Origin of the sequence: Vaginella massiliensis, from assembly GCF_900089075.1 — a bacterium.
Classification (GTDB): domain Bacteria; phylum Bacteroidota; class Bacteroidia; order Flavobacteriales; family Weeksellaceae; genus Weeksella; species Weeksella massiliensis_A.
In genome coordinates this window covers 155,816-171,094 of sequence record NZ_LT593747.1, presented here as the reverse complement: position 1 = coordinate 171,094, position 15,279 = coordinate 155,816, and the positions used below count along the sequence as shown (strand labels likewise).

The following is a 15,279-nucleotide window of genomic DNA, read 5'->3' as shown; positions in this document are numbered from 1 at the left end:
TCTTCAGGATGTTGGGCGTGAGATTCTAAATTTATACCTCATAAAAAAACAGCAGTAAACTGATGATTACCGCTGTTTTGATTCTAAATTGTTGAAGAATTAGAGCTTTCTGTGTCTTTTTTTGGCTTAATCGAGCTTTTATTTTCGATATTATTATTTTTAGACTGCATCGAAATTGATGGACAAGGTTGGAGTTTTTGGTCGCGAAATACAAGCCAATGTCAACCCTGCTGCGTAATCTGCATCGGTAAGGATAAAGTTTTCCCCGATTTCAACTTCGCCTTCTTCAATTTTACACAGGCAACTGCTACAAATACCGCCTTTACAAGAATATGGCGCATCAATATCAGCATCCAACAAAGTATCGATTAGGTTTTTCTCTCTATTCCAAGTAACGGTATTGGTTTCGCCATCCAAGACCACTGTCACCTCGACCTCATCGATTCCGCCTTCGTCTTTCGGAAAAACTTTAGTCGGATCGATTTTTGGATTAAACAATTCGAAATGAATATGTTTCTGAATGATTCCAGCCTCATTGATTGCCGCCGCCAGTTCGAAAATCATTTCTTCTGGTCCACAAATCATGGCTTCGTCAACTTCGTTGATATCAACCAACTGATTCAAAATCAGATCGAATTTTGCTTTATCGATTCGACCGTTGAAAATCCAATCTTCCTGAGGATCGTTTGTATAAAAATTGAACACATGAAGATTATTTGGATAGTTCAATTTCAAATGATTTAATTTTTCACGAAACATCGTATTGCTAGCCGATTTGTTGCCATAAAAAAGGTAAAAATTAACCCAAACTTCGGTCTGCAACGTATATTCGAGCATACTCATGATTGGTGTAATTCCGCTACCTGCCGCAAAAGCTAACAGGGTGCGTTTTTCGTTGGGCCTAGAAGGAATCCCAAATCGACCATGAGGCGTAGAAACCAAAACCTCATCACCAGCCTGCAGCTCATGAACTATATAATTAGAAATTTTACCATTGGGGGTTGTCTTCACTGCAACCGACCATTCTTTATTCAATGGCGAATTGCACAACGAATAATCGCGTCTTACTCCATCGAAATCCAGGGTTACATATTGCCCTGGCTTGTAATCAAAATCGGTATGCAAAACTTCGGGAATATCGAAGATAAGCTCAACAGAATCGGTAGTGAGTTGATTTTTATTTTTAATCTTTAAGGTATGAAATTTCATAAAATATCGATGCTTTTTATCGCCAATTCCTTTATTGGAATTACCTTTGCAAAGGTACTACTTTATCAACAAAAAATAGAACCAATATGGAAATAGCACTTATTGCTCATGACGGTAAAAAAGCCGAAATGGTCAATTTCATCATGAAACATCGCGAAACACTAGCTGCCAACAACATCCAACTCATCGCAACAGGAACTACTGGTCGATATATAGAGGAAATCGGACTCAACGTGAATAAAATGTTTTCTGGACCTCTTGGTGGCGATGCACAAATTGCAGCACGCGTAGTAGACGGACTCACACAAATGGTTTTCTTCTTTCGCGACCCGATGGGGAAACACCCACACGAGCCAGATGTGAATATGCTGTTGAGATTGTGTGACGTGCACAATGTTCCGTTGGCAACAAATCCGGCAACTGCCGAAATGTTATTGGATCATTTGAGCAAATGATTTATTGACGTACATCAATAGTTTTTTTGCTGATGATGTCTACATTTGACAATTATAAAAAATGAATCATGGAATTATTAAATAGTCTTAAATGGCGATACGCTACCAAAAAAATGAATGGTAAAAAAGTGGATCAAGCAATGGTAGACCAAATTTTAGAAGCTGCTCATCTTGCTCCATCTTCATCTGGGTTGCAACCGTTCGAAATTATTTCGATATCGAATGACGAATTGAAACAAAAAATTCAAACAGTTGCTTTTGGGCAATCGCAAATCGTAGACGGATCGCATGTTTTGGTATTTGCCTCTTGGGATCGGTATACCGATGAACGCATCGATAAAATTTTCGATCACATGAATACCGAACGCGGTTTACCACTCAACACAACCGACCAATACAAAGCCGGACTGAAAGCACAATTACTCAATTTACCAGAAGCCGAACAAGCCGCTCATACAGCAAAACAAGCCTATCTATCATTCGGTGTTGCCATTGCAGCAGCAGCAGAACTACGAGTAGACGCTACACCAATGGAAGGCTTTGTAAATCAAGACTTAGACGAACTTTTAGGTTTGAAAGCTAAGGGCTTGAAATCGCAAACAATTCTTGTTTTAGGCTATCGAGATACAGAAAATGACTGGCTTTATCCACTGAAAAAAGTACGACAACCGAAAGAAAACTTTCTTACCGAAATAAAATAATGAGAAAAAGGATTGCATGTTCAATCCTTTTTTTATTCAAACCAAAATACGCAGAAAATTCCTAAAAGTGCTTTTAGCAACAACATTCCATCGATGACAACCAAGAAATAGAGAATCGATTTATTGGCATTCAACCGTAGGCTAAGAAGGGCAAAAATTACAATCGGCATCAGCATGAAAATCACTCGATGCAATGGCAAATCGTACCAAACACCAAAAACAATTAAACTCATTGCACCCAAGAACAACAACGGTATTATCACGCGATAAACCATAATTTTTTCACCATATTGCACTACAAATGTTTTCAGTTGATGATTGGCATCGTCTTCGTAATCTTTTACATCAAACAAAAGAGCATTGACCAAACAAAACATAAAAATTTGTGTCGAAATAAAAACAAATCGTGCATCTAACCTCCACGATTGATTTTGTTCTAAAGTAAGAAAAACAAGCGGTAAAATCGAGGTCACCATCGTCCAAGTCCAAGCTATTAAAATCGGTTTGAACCACATCAGACGTCGAAAAGAAAACTGCAATGGAGTGTCGTAATAGGCAAAACTCAACAACACAGAAATACCAAGCATCACATAAACCCAAAAGGGTAAATGAGCAAGATTTTCTACCGAATTCAGTGCCAACACAACTCCAGATACAATACTGGATAAAAGTAAAAATCTATACAACAATCCGACTGACTGCCGATAATCGAAATAGAATTGCATTCTAGGATTTGCGATGAATTTGTTTTGGTCAGAATTGCGATAAGCATGCAAATAAAACAAAATGGTAATCGAAAAAACAAAAGCATAAAACCAAACCGAATTGATTACAAATCCCTGTTCCAGATTGTTGTCTATGCATAATGCCACAACGATAAAACCCAAAAACACATTGGAAAAAAATATTTTTTCTACATATCGCTTCAAGGTTTGTTGCATGCCTACAAAGGTACTTGAATACTAAAATATCTAAAATAAAATAGCGACTAATTCAATCGTAGAATGGATAAAGATTTCAAAAAACATTAGAAAAATAAAACATTCATCAACATATTTCAACTTTGTTTTTTGATAAAATCATTGATCAAGAAATTCAGTTTTTTTGATTTTACATTTCTTTCGAATCGTTTTGGTGGCGCAGCTCTTTCGAGGCAATCTTTCATTCCGCAATTCTCACAAGTCACCGCAACTTCTTGCTCTACAATAGAAGGATCTTCTAAATACTTCACATGTTTTGTTGCAGATTCGTACAACACGCCTATCGAAACACTTCTGAAAAATTCTGGATGAAATGGATCTTGAGTTGCCGACGAAATCACATAATATTTCTTGCTGTTATGATAAGGATACACCGAAATTTGAGCCGAAATCACATGATTCACACCTTCTAATTTTTCTAAATCTTTTACCACTCGTATCGACACCCAACGCCTGCAATAATGCTCATCGGTCTCGTTGGCTTGTGGCGAATGTTGTTGATTCAGGTGCAATTCTTTAGTCAACCTAAAACTGTCTGTTCCTCGACGATTAGAAATTCGTAGAAAAAACAAATCGCGAATATTGAAGTGCCGCGGAAGCAAATTGGTCAACCGTTGATAAATTGTCTCTGGAGATTCTGTATAGCGCATCAGCTCATTCAACATTCGATTCAAATCATGTTTTTCCAACGAAAAAACAGTTTTCAGATCATCGACCAATTGCTCTTCGGGCAACAAAATCGCTCCCGCAAAATAAGAGGCATAAAAATTATTCAACAATTGATCAAACGATTCGAAACTCGCCCAAGAAAAAGTATATAATCGCTCTTTCAATGCTAAATAGTTGTAGCCAATTTCTTTAGCCAAAATGAATCGTTTTTGATCTCGATCGGTCTGCGAATTGATGAACAACTTCTTTTTTGTTTCGATAAAAATCGACCTCAATTTTGCCAAATCCTGAGGCATTATTGTGGCGAAGTCTTCCAAAATAATCTCGTAACCAAACTCTTCTCGCAAAACCTCTTCCATCCAATCATCGGTAATTTCTACAGAAGGTCGATCGGCATATTCTTTCAAGAATTTCTTGGCTTTTTGTTCTATTTCTGGAAAATAATTATCATTTGCCTCTTGATACGATCGCAGAGCAGCCAAGAAAAAACTTTCGCGCGTGAGGTTGTAATTATTTGCAATTTCGATGACGGTCGAAATAAAAGCGTTCACCTTTGCAGGCGCATTGGAAATGATTTCGATCAAATTTCGCTCTTCAATTCCAAACAATTCCAGCGGAATTTCTTTCAGAAGGTTGCTTTGCAAAATTTCTCCAATCGGCGCCAAATTTTTGTCTAATCGCAGCGAAACCAACTCATCATAATCTACCTCCAAAGCTTCGGCGAGCAAGATTATTTTATCTGTTTTCGGATACTTTTTCCCTTTTTCTATTTCATTCAAATAGGATTTCGACAGCCCAGTAATCTTCGATAATTTGAATAGCGACAAATCTTTATCGGTTCGTAACTGCTTGATTTTCAATCCAAAAATTAATTTAATATAATCTTCTCGCATTTTTTCTGTCTAAACATTTGGTAAAATAAAACGAAAATTACTAATTTAGCGAACGTTCGCTGGTAAACTATTTTTCGTTTATCAAAAATAAGCAAAACATGAAACAACAACCATATAAAAACTAGAATTCGTAGGGGTTAAAAACGAAAAACATATCATCATAAACAATGAAGAAATATCAGGCTCACTATTTGACCTTGGTTTATATTTTTCCATAATGCACACACGTTACTTTCCAATCAAAGTGAGCCTTATTTCAATCTTCCAAAATTAGAACAGCAGGAGGAAGCGATTCTGTACAAAAAGACAACTCATCGACAACAGCCATGGCAGAAAGTACAGAAACCGCTCCATTCAATTAATTAAAAAACACTCGTATTCTTTTTGTTTTATCAGAAAAAACATCCGCTTCGGTTGAAACGGATGTTTTTAATTTACAACATGATGACATCTTTTATTTTGGCTACTTGTTTGTAAAAATCAATAACTTCGTCTGCATCTATTGCCTTGTATTTCACGGTAATCGAAGTATATTTTCTACTTTTAGAAGCTTTATAGTCGTAGCTTGGATTTACATCTTTGAAGATTGTTTTTACCTCCTTCATCGTTTCTTCGCTCGATGGATAAATGAATTTGAACATATATTCTGAAGGAAAATTCTCTACATCTTCTAACCGCTCTTTGAATTTCGCATAAAATTCATCTTCGTTCTGAAAATCTTCTGGGATAGATTGAAAATCTATATTGATATTGTCTGCCATATTCTTTTGTTTTAAATCTTTATATTCAATAACCGTACCCATCAGAAAAACGGTGTCATTATTACCTGTAAATCTGACAGTCGTTACTTTTCGAAATCAATCGAGCTTCTTATAAAAAAAGGAGGCGATTTTCATAAGAACGACGCGAGAAACCTTCAACTTAAAAATATGATTAATAAATTTATTAATGATTCAATTTTTACAAATAAATACTAAATTTGAGTTCGATTTTATCCTATGGAAAATTTCATCAATCATTTGAAACAGGTTTGTCCTTTTACGCTTGAGCAGTTAGAACAAGTTTTGGTGTTGGTAAAGATGGTCGACTATGCTAAAAATGAAACCATACTGAGAGAAGGTGAAATTTCTGAATATTTCTATTTCATAGAAAAAGGTCTTGTGCGGTCCTATACAGTTGACGAGATGGGCAAAGAACACGTCATCCAGTTTGGGCCAGAAAACTGGATAGTCAGCGACCGCTATTCTACGCTATGTCATCAGCCAGCAAAATTTACGATCGAAACAATAGAAGAGAGTAAAATTATCCCCATAAGTCTGAAAATCCAATCGAAGATTCACGAAATCAATCCCGAATACATGAAAGGCATGAATATTCTGTTGCACAATCATGTGAGACATTTACAAGACCGAATCAATTTATTATTAAGTGCATCGGCCAAAACTCGCTATCAAGAATTTATAAAATTGTACCCGAACCTCTTGCAAAGAGTGCCGCAATGGATGATTGCGTCTTATTTGGGGATTACGCCAGAGAGTTTGAGTCGAGTAAGAAAAGATATTGCAAACAATGGTTAAATACAGCTTCCCGATTTTTGTAAAAGAGAAAAAACGGTTCAAACACCTCACGATTCTCCTCAATTTAGGCATCTTGGCTTTTATTTCGGCCATTTCTTACCTCTTGGTCATCAATGATTGGCTAGAAAACAGCTTGGTATGGATTGTTTATGTACTGGTGATGGCAACCTTTGTCGCCTATCTCAACAAATTATTTGTGAGAGAAAAATACTCTCCGGAAGGTAGCCTGAACGGCGAATTGTCTTTTTATCGAGACAAAATAATGATTGGCGAAAACATTATTCTCATCGACCAAATACGCCTTTTGAACATCAAAAATGATGATTATGTAGGCAAAGAAGTGAGAGAGTTTGGCGAATTCAAACGTGAGGAAGGCTCATTTGGGGTGAACAATAGCATTACGATACAAGATCGACAACAAAAATTCTTCGAAACCCGATTCAAACAAGAATCGCGCAAAGAGTTTGATAAAATGCGTCCTATTCTGCTCGAATATGCCAAAAAAGGGATATTAGACTATGAAGATTTGGTGTATCTGCTGAAAATTGAATACGACATCGACAAAAACGAATTGAAACAACAGATGCGCAACGATTGATTGCCCGTCGATAAACAATAAAATTTTTATATTATGGAACCGAACAAAGAATGGTTGAATCTTTTGAATCAGAAAAAAGATTTTTTACAAGCTCCAATCGATTTGGACAAATATTTCTCGCAAGATGAAATCGCAGGCTATGCGCTAAATGTGGTAGAAATGGGCGAATTTACCTCTACCTCTGGTAAATTGGTCGCTGTAGATCCGTTGGGATTTGTCATCACAGAAGAAAGCGAAGCATTTTTCGAAAATGCACCAGTGGGAATTTTCAAAACCTATGCTTCTTTCATCACCTTGGATCATCCAGAAGAAGAGGAAAAGGCACATTTAATCGCTTCGTACAAAATCCAATTTTCTGACGAGAAACCAACGCATTACCGTGAAGCTTTGAGAGGAAACGAAGATTTGGCGAGCTTACAAGAAGACGAATATTTTGGTTTCAATACCGATAGTGGTTTAGCGGCTATTTTCGATCAAGATGCTTTTCCTCAAATAACAGCGCAGATCGATAAAATCGAAAACAAATCGGAAGAGGCTAATCTATACGACGATTATTTTGAAGCCTTGTTCAAAGAGAACTTGAAAGCGAATCCAGAAATGCAATCAGAAGAGGGCGATTGGATCAACTGGAGCGTGCCAGAATCGAACTACCACTTCCCTATTTTCCAGGCTGGTTTTGGCGAAGGCGTTTATCCGGTGTATTTTGGATACAACGACAAGAACGAGATTGTTGCATTATACGTCCATTTCATCGATGCCGAAATGGAAATTGATGAAGATGAAGAGTTTTTAGATTAAAAAATTTCAGCAAAAAATAATAAAGCTGTTTCGTTTACTTCAGCGAGACAGCTTTTTTGTGGTATAAAAAAACCAAGCCAATGTTGCTTGGTTACTGTTTTGGTATGATGATTTATTTATCTATACTTCCCATCACACGTTGCATAAAAGTATTGGCTGCCTCGCGCTCGTCCATTCCATCTGCAAGCATTTGTTGCATTTCCATCGCTCCACAAATATTGGAGATGATTTCACCTATTGCTTCTTGCTCATCTTCTTTTACTGCACGGCAATCTGCGTAAGCTTCTAAAACCTCCAACGCAGCTTCCATTTGTTCTGTTGAAACAGTTTTGGCTAAATTTTTAAATACGGGTAACTTCATTGTATAATTCTTTTACAGCTTCTATTTTAGACGCGGTTACTTGACCTACTTTTTCTCCATTTTTGAAAATAGCAAAGGTTGGTAAATTTGGAACATCTGCCAATTTTCTAGATTCCACAAATTTTTCGGCATCCACATACACAAATTGTGCATTGTCTGTTTCGCTTGCCATTCTTTTGAATTTTGGTTTCACCAAACGGCAATTTCCACACCATCCGGCACCATATTGTACCACGACCAAATCGTTGTCTGCTACGATTTGAGCTAAGTTATCTTCTTGTAATTCAATTAATTCCATGATTAAGTTTTGTTTTATAATATTTCACAAAAAAGGCTGTCCAAAGTACATTTAGGTAAAACCTACACCACCCAAACAGCCTTTATTTTTTTGCTCAAACGAGCTAATTAGTTTTTAGCTAAATAAGATGCAACACCTTCTTTGGTCGCGTTCATCGCTTCTTTACCTTCTTCCCAGTTTGCTGGACAAACTTCACCGTATTTTTCTACGTGTAGAATCGCATCTAACAAACGTACATACTCGTCGATGTTACGTCCTAAAGGTAAATCGTTGATTGTTTCGTGACGAACTACTCCATTTTTGTCGATGATAAAAGTTCCGCGGTAAGCCACTGGAGCTCCTTCGAATTTCAAAGAATCGTTTTCTTCATTGTAAACGTAATCACCAGCCAATACTCCGTAGTCCATTGCGATAGTTTTTGCCAAATCTGCAACAATTGGGTAAGTTACACCTTCGATTCCTCCATTGTCTTTAGCGGTGTTCAACCATGCAAGATGCGTTTCTTCTGAGTCTACAGAAGCAGCAATCACTACGGCGTCTCTTTTTTCGAATTCAGCAAGTTTAGCTTGGAAAGCATGCAATTCTGTCGGACAAACGAATGTAAAATCTTTTGGATAAAAGAAGAATACAATGTTTTTCTCCCCGATTGGTAATTTGAAGTCTTCTACAATTTCATCTCCGTTGATTACTGCTGGAGCAACAAAATTTGGTGCTTTTTTTCCTACTAATGACATAATTCTAAGTATTTATTTATTAAATTATTTTTCTAAACTTTTCTACTACAAAGTTAAGCGCAGAACGACCGTTATCCTAATATTTCCAATATCAAATCCATATTTGAGAATAGATAATATCTATATCAGTCCATCAAAAACTTACAGCCTAAAGATAAGAAAATTTTCTTTGGATTGAAAATCATCTACAACATATAATTGTTAAGAAAGTTAGTAAATATTTAGAAAACAGTTCTATGAAACCGTTATTATTCATTACATTTGCAAAGCAAAAAAACAAATCTAACAAACATGACACAAGTTTCTTACGACCAACAATTGGCAAATCAGGCTGATGTAAGGAAAAACACGGTTGAATTAATAAAAATTGTAAGCGATTTATGGTACGACAAATCAATAGAATTGTTGATTTTCCGTAATCAATTGATCGACAAAAATGTAAGCGAAATTTTGAACTTGCACGATTACGCAACCCAATTCGTAAACAAACCGCTAGATATAGCAACAACTCTAAAAATAGCTAAAGCAATAAATAACAAAGACTTACCACCATCGAGAATCGATCTTGGTAAGCTTTCTTACGAATATACAAAAGAGGGAGCAACAGACGAAAACGAATTCATCAACAAGAAATTGAGCGAAGCTTCTAACCAAGAAGAAATCGAGCCCAAAGATGTTGTTTTATATGGTTTCGGACGAATTGGTCGCTTGTTGGCTCGCGAATTGATGTCTAAAGTGGGCAAAGGACAACAATTACGCCTAAGAGCGATTGTAACTCGTGACAAAAATGACGCGACGTTGATCGAAAAACGCGCTTCTCTATTGCGTTACGATTCTATTCATGGAGATTTCGACGGTTCTGTAATTGCAGATCCAGAAAATAATGCACTAATCATCAACGGGACAACCGTCCATTTGATCTCTGCTGCACAGCCAGAAGATGTAGACTATACGGCTTACGGTTTGAATAATGTGTTGGTAATCGACAACACTGGCGCTTTCAAAGACGATGCAGCACTTAGCCGACATTTAGCTTCTAAAGGAGCATCACAAGTGATTCTTACAGCTCCAGGTAAAGGAGTTCCGAACATTGTGTATGGGGTAAATCACGAAGAATATTCGCCAGACGAAGTAAAATTTTTCTCTGCGGCTTCTTGTACAACCAATGCTATTACGCCAATCTTAGCTGTTATCGAAAACTCTTTGGGTGTTGTAAAAGGACATTTGGAGACGATACATGCTTATACCAACGATCAGAACTTGGTCGATAATATGCACAAAAAATATAGACGAGGTCGTGCCGCTGCATTGAACATGGTCATCACCGAGACTGGAGCTGGTAGCGCTGTGGCTAAAGCTTTGCCAAGCTTGGCTGGAAAATTGACTTCCAACGCGATTCGTGTTCCCGTTCCGAATGGTTCACTTGTTGTTTTGAATCTTGAATTTAATAAAAATACAAGCGTAGAAGAAATCAATCAGATTATTCAAAACGCTGCACTCGAAGGTGATTTGGTAGAACAGATTAAATATTCGATGAACAACGAATTGGTATCGTCTGATATCATCGGGACTTCTGCTCCTGCAATTTTCGACAGCAATGCGACTTTGGTTTCTTCTGACGGAAAAAATGGTGTTCTCTACGTCTGGTATGATAACGAATACGGTTACAGCCATCAGGTGATTCGTTTGGCCAAATATGTAGCTAAAGTAAGAAGATACACCTATTATTAATAGATAAACGTTATACACAAAAAGCTCGATTCTGCGAATCGAGCTTTTTGTTTTTTTTATTGGCTGAATAGGAGCGAGTTGAAATTCGATTTTATTTTTCGATCAAAACACCGTCTGCCATAAATTGAAATTTGATTTCTGGTTGCTTTATTTTTGCAATTTCTTCTTTCGATTTGCCTGCATCTTCTGCATAATGACGTAGTTTCTCTACCGAAACTTTTTCTAAATATGCCTTTCCATGCACGATCGCTTCTCTTCCATCAGCATCCAACGGGACAAAAAATCCATAATCTTTAAAACGAACATTCGCCTCTTTATTGGCATCAGACAAAGCCAAATTCATCCAACATCCTTTTTTCTTACAAACCGAATTGATGGTGGTCGCAAATTGTACATTTTGTATGGTGTCACCCTCTTTCAGATTGGAATATTTTGTCATCATGGCTTCTTTGCTCAAGACGTTTTTTGGGACAAAAGCTTCTCCAAACACATCGTAATGCTCCACTGGTTTTGCATTCACGTACACCACTGTGTCTTTGGCTGTAGCGGATTTTTGTGAGGTACAAGAAGCTAAACTTCCGATTGTCAATAGACTCAAGATTATTTTATTCATTATAATTGGATTTTGAATTGTGGTATATTTCGAATAACATTTTGATGTTTGAATAAGAATTTTTCAGCAATTCTTTCACTTCATAAGCTTTAACCCATTCTACTTTTTCGATGCCTTCTTCGGTTTGCGGTTGCGGCACGTCATTCCCATCGTGCGTTACATGAAACCAATGTGTTTTTTTGAGGATGTATTCTTTCTGAAAATAAATATGATACGTCGTGGTAATAAATTCGTCTAAGCTCAACTTATCTATTTTGCATTCCTCTTCTATTTCTCTGATGGCTGTGGCTTCTTTGCTTTCGCCTTCTTCCATTTTACCTTTTGGCAAATCCCACTTCCCAAGTCGGTATATTAACAGTATTTCATCTTGATTATTCTTCACAATTCCGCCCGCCGCTTCAACAATTTTGAAGTGATTCTGAAAATCGAACCACAATTCTTCTAGGTCGTCACTATATAGATTGATGACCGATTGATTCGAGTTTGCCATCAGATGCATGGCTTCGTCAATTTGAGAAGTGAAGTGGTACGGAATATTCTTCATTCCTTCTACTGCACGATCTGATAATAATAGACAACTGTCATTAAAAAAAACTTTGTACATTTGGCATGTTTGCTACAAATTTATTAAAAACAAGTTAAAGTATGAAGGTAAATACCGAGAAAGTAAAATTTAATAAAAATCAACAAGAAACCTATGAATTTTTGTTGAATATGGAAAATTATAAACAATTGATGCCAGAGGACACCAATTTTTTCGAAGTGCACGATTCTGGTAAAGGTTTTACAGTTGGTGTAGGCTCGCTGCCAAAAGTAGGTATGCGATTGAAAGAAACCGAAGCACCTTCTAAAATTGTTTTCGAATCACCAACGCCAAATTTCGAGTATTACCTCACGGTCAATATAGACGCTGTGGACGAAAATTCATCGGAGGTATCTTTGGATTTTGACGGAAAATTCAACATGATGATCGAAATGATGGCTAAAAAACCATTGACATCGTTTATAGAAACCATTTCAGAAAATTTGAAAAAAATCTAACCGAATTGATTACAATTCAATTCGAAACTGCTAAATTATGGACTAATTTAGCAGTTTATTTTTTCTCACCACCAAAGCCCGATAAAATGCAGCCGAACAGATGACAACATGAGCAGAATGAATTTTATAAAACCCATCTTATTATTAAGTTTTTTTACACTATCGCTCTCGATCTCTAAGGCGCAATACCTTAATGTCTCTGGGGAATACACCGATGAGAAATTGATAAAAGATATCTTTATCGGTAATGAAAATAGGAATTGTATTACGGTAGAAAATATCAAAATTACAGGTTGGGATTTTGGGGAGAATGACAAAAGTTATGGTTACTTCGAAAAAGGCAGTTTGGATTTCCCGATAGAAAAGGGAATTCTATTGACCACTGGTCGTCTAAAAGAAGCGGTCGGACCCAACAATAAAATTATTAGCAGTACATCCAGAGATTGGAAAGGTGATGAAGATTTAGAACGCGCATTGAACATCAGCAATTCTACCAACGCCACTATATTAGAATTCGAATTTACCATGTCGAAAGGCACGCGTATTAGTTTCGATTATCTCTTTGCCTCAGAAGAATATTTAGGACCGGGAAGCACAGGAAATTGTAGCTATAGCGATGGATTTGTTTTCTTAATAAAAAAGGCAGATACCGACGAACCCTATAAAAATTTGGCAGTCTTACCCAATACCACTATTCCGGTTTCGGTAAATACCGTAAATGGGCCTGGAGGACGATGTGCCCCAGTGAATCCTCAATTTTTCGATCGGTTCAATCCTTTTGAATCGCCCACCAACTTCAACGGGCAAACCAAAATGCTTACGGCAACTACCGAAATAGAACCAGACACCAAATATCACCTGAAAATTGTAATCGCTGACCATAATAACGGATATTATGATTCTGGCGTATTCTTGCGCTCGGGTAGTTTTACTGGGCATGTCGATTTGGGACCAGATTTGTTTTCTGAAAATGAGGACGGACTTTGCCCTGACGAAACGCATACCATAGACGCTAGCATAGACGGTGCAACAGCATATCAATGGTACAAAGACGGAGAACTCTTGAAAGGCGCAAACAATCCACAGCTTGAAGTTTTTGAAACGGGCTATTACGAAGTAGAGATCCTCTTAGACGGTTGTATTTTGAAGGGAAATAAAACGGTAGAAGTACAGCCAGTCCCAGAAATAAAAACCACAACTTTCTCGATTTGTGATGATGATTTTGACGGCAACTATGCGATTTCTTTGCGCGATTACCTGCACGAAATCATAAGCAATTATACCTATGGGATGTATATAAAGTTTTATGAAAAACGTGAGGACGCTGAGAATGATGATGAGAATGATTTAGACCAAAATGAATACTTATTCGATTCGGTTTCACAGACTATTTTTGCAAGAATACAATCGGGGCGTTGCCCAGTAAAAATCGTTCCTATTACACTGGAGGTTGGATTTCTAAGTGAAGTAGAACCCATACCGCCAACTGAGCTTTGCGATGAGGATTTGGATGGAAAAATTGAGCTTGATATAGATGAATCTCTAACCGATTTCTTTACAGATTTGGAGTACAGTCCAACCTATTATTTATCGGAATCTGATGCCAAGAATGGTATAAATTCTATCAATACGATCATCATCTCTTCGGATACAGACATTTATGTACGTTACAAACAGCCTAATCGCTGTGAAAATATCATGAAAGTCGAATTCCTTTTCAAACAAGGAAAAAAAACAGAACTATTGTCCGATCAAATGATTTGCAATGGTACAACTACCACCTTAGATGCTGGAGAAGATTTTGACTCCTACCTTTGGCTGCACAATGGTGCTACGACATCGTCTATAGAAAATGTAGCAGCTGGAAGTTACCAAGTGCGATTGGAATGGAACGGCTGTTTTTATACCCAAACGGTAGAGGTGAAAGAAATCGAAGAAATCAGCATTGATCTTGTTGATATTCAAGGATCTACAGTTACTGTAATAGCTTCTGGTGGTAATATACCATATCGCTATGCGCTGGACGGTGGTTCTTTTCAGTCTTCTAATGTGTTTACGAATGTTTCTTTAGGTATGCATACCGTTTACGTAAAGTCATCTACTGATGATTGTAATGCTGTTGAGCGAGCTTTTTCGGTGATTCAACTTAGCAATGCGATTACACCAAATGGTGATGGTTTGAATGATGTTTTGGATTATGCGCAATTGTTACAAAAAACGAATCCGAAATTGACGATTTACGACCGTTATGGAATGGTAATTTTTGAAGGTAACCAACAAAATCAATTCATTTGGGATGCTAAATTAAATGGTATTCCATTGGAGACAGGAAGTTATTGGTATGTGGTTGAATGGACAGAGCCTACATCCAATCAGCATCAAAAAGTAAGCGGTTCGATTTTGCTAAAAAATAAATAATAAAAATTGTACAAATAAATGATTTTTGCGTAGGGAAAACTGCAACAATTTCATGCATGCTTTTAGCCCGTTGCTTGACAAGGCGGTGTTGGTTACAGTTTTTATTCTAAAATATCCCTTATTTTACTAAAGATAATTTCATCATTATCTATATAAGTTGATACATATAAGATGAAATTTGATTCATTATCAATCATAATTGA

At 37.0% G+C, this 15,279-nt stretch carries 17 protein-coding genes; 8 read left to right on the top strand and 9 right to left on the bottom strand.

Features of this window, described 5'->3' with window-relative positions; translation table 11 throughout:
• Window positions 1-159: 159 nt before the first annotated feature.
• Complete coding sequence (locus BN8061_RS08210; RefSeq protein ID WP_068598304.1) at window positions 160-1,209, bottom strand: 2Fe-2S iron-sulfur cluster-binding protein; 1,050 nt, start codon at window positions 1,207-1,209, stop codon at window positions 160-162.
• An 86-nt stretch (window positions 1,210-1,295) separates the two neighbouring features.
• Here BN8061_RS08210 and BN8061_RS08205 point away from each other — a divergent pair, with 86 nt between their 5' ends.
• Window positions 1,296-1,664, top strand: coding sequence for a methylglyoxal synthase (locus BN8061_RS08205; RefSeq protein ID WP_068598302.1), 369 nt, complete (start codon window positions 1,296-1,298; stop codon window positions 1,662-1,664).
• Between the two features lie 68 nt (window positions 1,665-1,732).
• Window positions 1,733-2,365, top strand: a complete 633-nt coding sequence (locus BN8061_RS08200; RefSeq protein WP_068598300.1) for a nitroreductase family protein — start codon at window positions 1,733-1,735, stop codon at window positions 2,363-2,365.
• A 32-nt stretch (window positions 2,366-2,397) separates the two neighbouring features.
• Here BN8061_RS08200 and BN8061_RS08195 read toward each other — a convergent pair whose 3' ends face one another.
• The 3 genes from BN8061_RS08195 to BN8061_RS08185 all read right to left on the bottom strand — a co-directional run bounded on the left by BN8061_RS08195 (window position 2,398) and on the right by BN8061_RS08185 (window position 5,668).
• Complete coding sequence (locus tag BN8061_RS08195; protein ID WP_068598298.1) at window positions 2,398-3,306, bottom strand: UbiA prenyltransferase family protein; 909 nt, start codon at window positions 3,304-3,306, stop codon at window positions 2,398-2,400.
• A 116-nt stretch (window positions 3,307-3,422) separates the two neighbouring features.
• On the bottom strand, window positions 3,423-4,874 hold the full coding sequence (locus BN8061_RS08190; RefSeq protein ID WP_317038984.1) for a helix-turn-helix domain-containing protein: 1,452 nt from the start codon (window positions 4,872-4,874) through the stop codon (window positions 3,423-3,425).
• A 467-nt stretch (window positions 4,875-5,341) separates the two neighbouring features.
• Window positions 5,342-5,668, bottom strand: coding sequence for a DUF493 family protein (locus BN8061_RS08185; protein WP_068599477.1), 327 nt, complete (start codon window positions 5,666-5,668; stop codon window positions 5,342-5,344).
• A gap of 237 nt (window positions 5,669-5,905) precedes the next feature.
• Between BN8061_RS08185 and BN8061_RS08180 the strand changes: the two genes are divergently transcribed.
• From BN8061_RS08180 to BN8061_RS08170, 3 genes are read left to right on the top strand one after another with little or no spacing between them, the layout of a single operon-like run.
• Entirely contained in the window at window positions 5,906-6,484 is a 579-nt protein-coding gene (locus BN8061_RS08180; RefSeq protein WP_068598293.1) for a Crp/Fnr family transcriptional regulator, read from the top strand.
• Window positions 6,477-7,082 carry a hypothetical protein gene (locus tag BN8061_RS08175; RefSeq protein ID WP_068598291.1) on the top strand — a complete coding sequence of 202 codons (606 nt, stop codon included), beginning with the start codon at window positions 6,477-6,479 and terminating at the stop codon, window positions 7,080-7,082. Before BN8061_RS08180 ends, BN8061_RS08175 begins: the two co-directional genes overlap by 8 nt.
• Before the next feature lie 33 nt (window positions 7,083-7,115).
• On the top strand, window positions 7,116-7,880 hold the full coding sequence (locus tag BN8061_RS08170; RefSeq protein WP_068598290.1) for a DUF4241 domain-containing protein: 765 nt from the start codon (window positions 7,116-7,118) through the stop codon (window positions 7,878-7,880).
• Window positions 7,881-7,992: 112 nt separating this feature from the next.
• On the opposite strand, the gene BN8061_RS08165 is transcribed toward BN8061_RS08170, so the two are convergent.
• From BN8061_RS08165 to BN8061_RS08155, 3 genes are all read right to left on the bottom strand, one after another.
• Window positions 7,993-8,241: a DUF6952 family protein gene (locus BN8061_RS08165; RefSeq protein WP_068598288.1), complete on the bottom strand. Its 249-nt coding sequence runs from the start codon at window positions 8,239-8,241 to the stop codon at window positions 7,993-7,995.
• Window positions 8,222-8,539: a thioredoxin family protein gene (locus BN8061_RS08160; RefSeq protein ID WP_068598286.1), complete on the bottom strand. Its 318-nt coding sequence runs from the start codon at window positions 8,537-8,539 to the stop codon at window positions 8,222-8,224. Before BN8061_RS08160 ends, BN8061_RS08165 begins: the two co-directional genes overlap by 20 nt.
• Before the next feature lie 107 nt (window positions 8,540-8,646).
• The gene (locus tag BN8061_RS08155; protein WP_068598285.1) at window positions 8,647-9,273 is read right to left on the bottom strand and encodes a peroxiredoxin; all 627 of its coding nucleotides are present in this window, start codon (window positions 9,271-9,273) and stop codon (window positions 8,647-8,649) included.
• Window positions 9,274-9,564: 291 nt separating this feature from the next.
• Here BN8061_RS08155 and BN8061_RS08150 point away from each other — a divergent pair, with 291 nt between their 5' ends.
• The gene (locus BN8061_RS08150; protein ID WP_068598282.1) at window positions 9,565-11,004 is read left to right on the top strand and encodes a glyceraldehyde-3-phosphate dehydrogenase; all 1,440 of its coding nucleotides are present in this window, start codon (window positions 9,565-9,567) and stop codon (window positions 11,002-11,004) included.
• A gap of 91 nt (window positions 11,005-11,095) precedes the next feature.
• Here the strand turns inward: BN8061_RS08150 and BN8061_RS08145 are convergent, their stop codons facing one another.
• Both BN8061_RS08145 and BN8061_RS08140 read right to left on the bottom strand, forming a co-directional pair.
• Window positions 11,096-11,617, bottom strand: a complete 522-nt coding sequence (locus tag BN8061_RS08145) for a DUF4920 domain-containing protein (RefSeq protein ID WP_068598280.1) — start codon at window positions 11,615-11,617, stop codon at window positions 11,096-11,098.
• Window positions 11,610-12,221: an NUDIX hydrolase gene (locus BN8061_RS08140; protein ID WP_068598279.1), complete on the bottom strand. Its 612-nt coding sequence runs from the start codon at window positions 12,219-12,221 to the stop codon at window positions 11,610-11,612. The genes BN8061_RS08145 and BN8061_RS08140 overlap by 8 nt, the downstream gene beginning before the upstream one ends.
• A 41-nt stretch (window positions 12,222-12,262) precedes the next feature.
• Between BN8061_RS08140 and BN8061_RS08135 the strand changes: the two genes are divergently transcribed.
• On the top strand, window positions 12,263-12,658 hold the full coding sequence (locus tag BN8061_RS08135) for a hypothetical protein (protein WP_068598277.1): 396 nt from the start codon (window positions 12,263-12,265) through the stop codon (window positions 12,656-12,658).
• A 117-nt stretch (window positions 12,659-12,775) separates the two neighbouring features.
• Complete coding sequence (locus BN8061_RS08130) at window positions 12,776-15,076, top strand: choice-of-anchor L domain-containing protein (protein ID WP_162270415.1); 2,301 nt, start codon at window positions 12,776-12,778, stop codon at window positions 15,074-15,076.
• Window positions 15,077-15,279 lie beyond the last annotated feature (203 nt).

Excerpts from the sequence above, each read along its gene's own strand:
- BN8061_RS08140 (WP_068598279.1), bottom strand. The coding sequence starts at position 12,221 with ATGTACAAAGTTTTTTTTAATGACAGTTGTCTATTATTATCAGATCGT.
- BN8061_RS08195 (WP_068598298.1), bottom strand. The coding sequence starts at position 3,306 with ATGCAACAAACCTTGAAGCGATATGTAGAAAAAATATTTTTTTCCAAT.
- BN8061_RS08135 (WP_068598277.1), top strand. The coding sequence starts at position 12,263 with ATGAAGGTAAATACCGAGAAAGTAAAATTTAATAAAAATCAACAAGAA.
- BN8061_RS08210 (WP_068598304.1), bottom strand. The coding sequence starts at position 1,209 with ATGAAATTTCATACCTTAAAGATTAAAAATAAAAATCAACTCACTACC.
- BN8061_RS08130 (WP_162270415.1), top strand. The coding sequence starts at position 12,776 with ATGAATTTTATAAAACCCATCTTATTATTAAGTTTTTTTACACTATCG.
- BN8061_RS08170 (WP_068598290.1), top strand. The coding sequence starts at position 7,116 with ATGGAACCGAACAAAGAATGGTTGAATCTTTTGAATCAGAAAAAAGAT.
- BN8061_RS08150 (WP_068598282.1), top strand. The coding sequence starts at position 9,565 with ATGACACAAGTTTCTTACGACCAACAATTGGCAAATCAGGCTGATGTA.
- BN8061_RS08180 (WP_068598293.1), top strand. The coding sequence starts at position 5,906 with ATGGAAAATTTCATCAATCATTTGAAACAGGTTTGTCCTTTTACGCTT.
- BN8061_RS08175 (WP_068598291.1), top strand. The coding sequence starts at position 6,477 with ATGGTTAAATACAGCTTCCCGATTTTTGTAAAAGAGAAAAAACGGTTC.
- BN8061_RS08165 (WP_068598288.1), bottom strand. The coding sequence starts at position 8,241 with ATGAAGTTACCCGTATTTAAAAATTTAGCCAAAACTGTTTCAACAGAA.
- BN8061_RS08205 (WP_068598302.1), top strand. The coding sequence starts at position 1,296 with ATGGAAATAGCACTTATTGCTCATGACGGTAAAAAAGCCGAAATGGTC.
- BN8061_RS08160 (WP_068598286.1), bottom strand. The coding sequence starts at position 8,539 with ATGGAATTAATTGAATTACAAGAAGATAACTTAGCTCAAATCGTAGCA.
- BN8061_RS08185 (WP_068599477.1), bottom strand. The coding sequence starts at position 5,668 with ATGGCAGACAATATCAATATAGATTTTCAATCTATCCCAGAAGATTTT.
- BN8061_RS08145 (WP_068598280.1), bottom strand. The coding sequence starts at position 11,617 with ATGAATAAAATAATCTTGAGTCTATTGACAATCGGAAGTTTAGCTTCT.
- BN8061_RS08155 (WP_068598285.1), bottom strand. The coding sequence starts at position 9,273 with ATGTCATTAGTAGGAAAAAAAGCACCAAATTTTGTTGCTCCAGCAGTA.
- BN8061_RS08200 (WP_068598300.1), top strand. The coding sequence starts at position 1,733 with ATGGAATTATTAAATAGTCTTAAATGGCGATACGCTACCAAAAAAATG.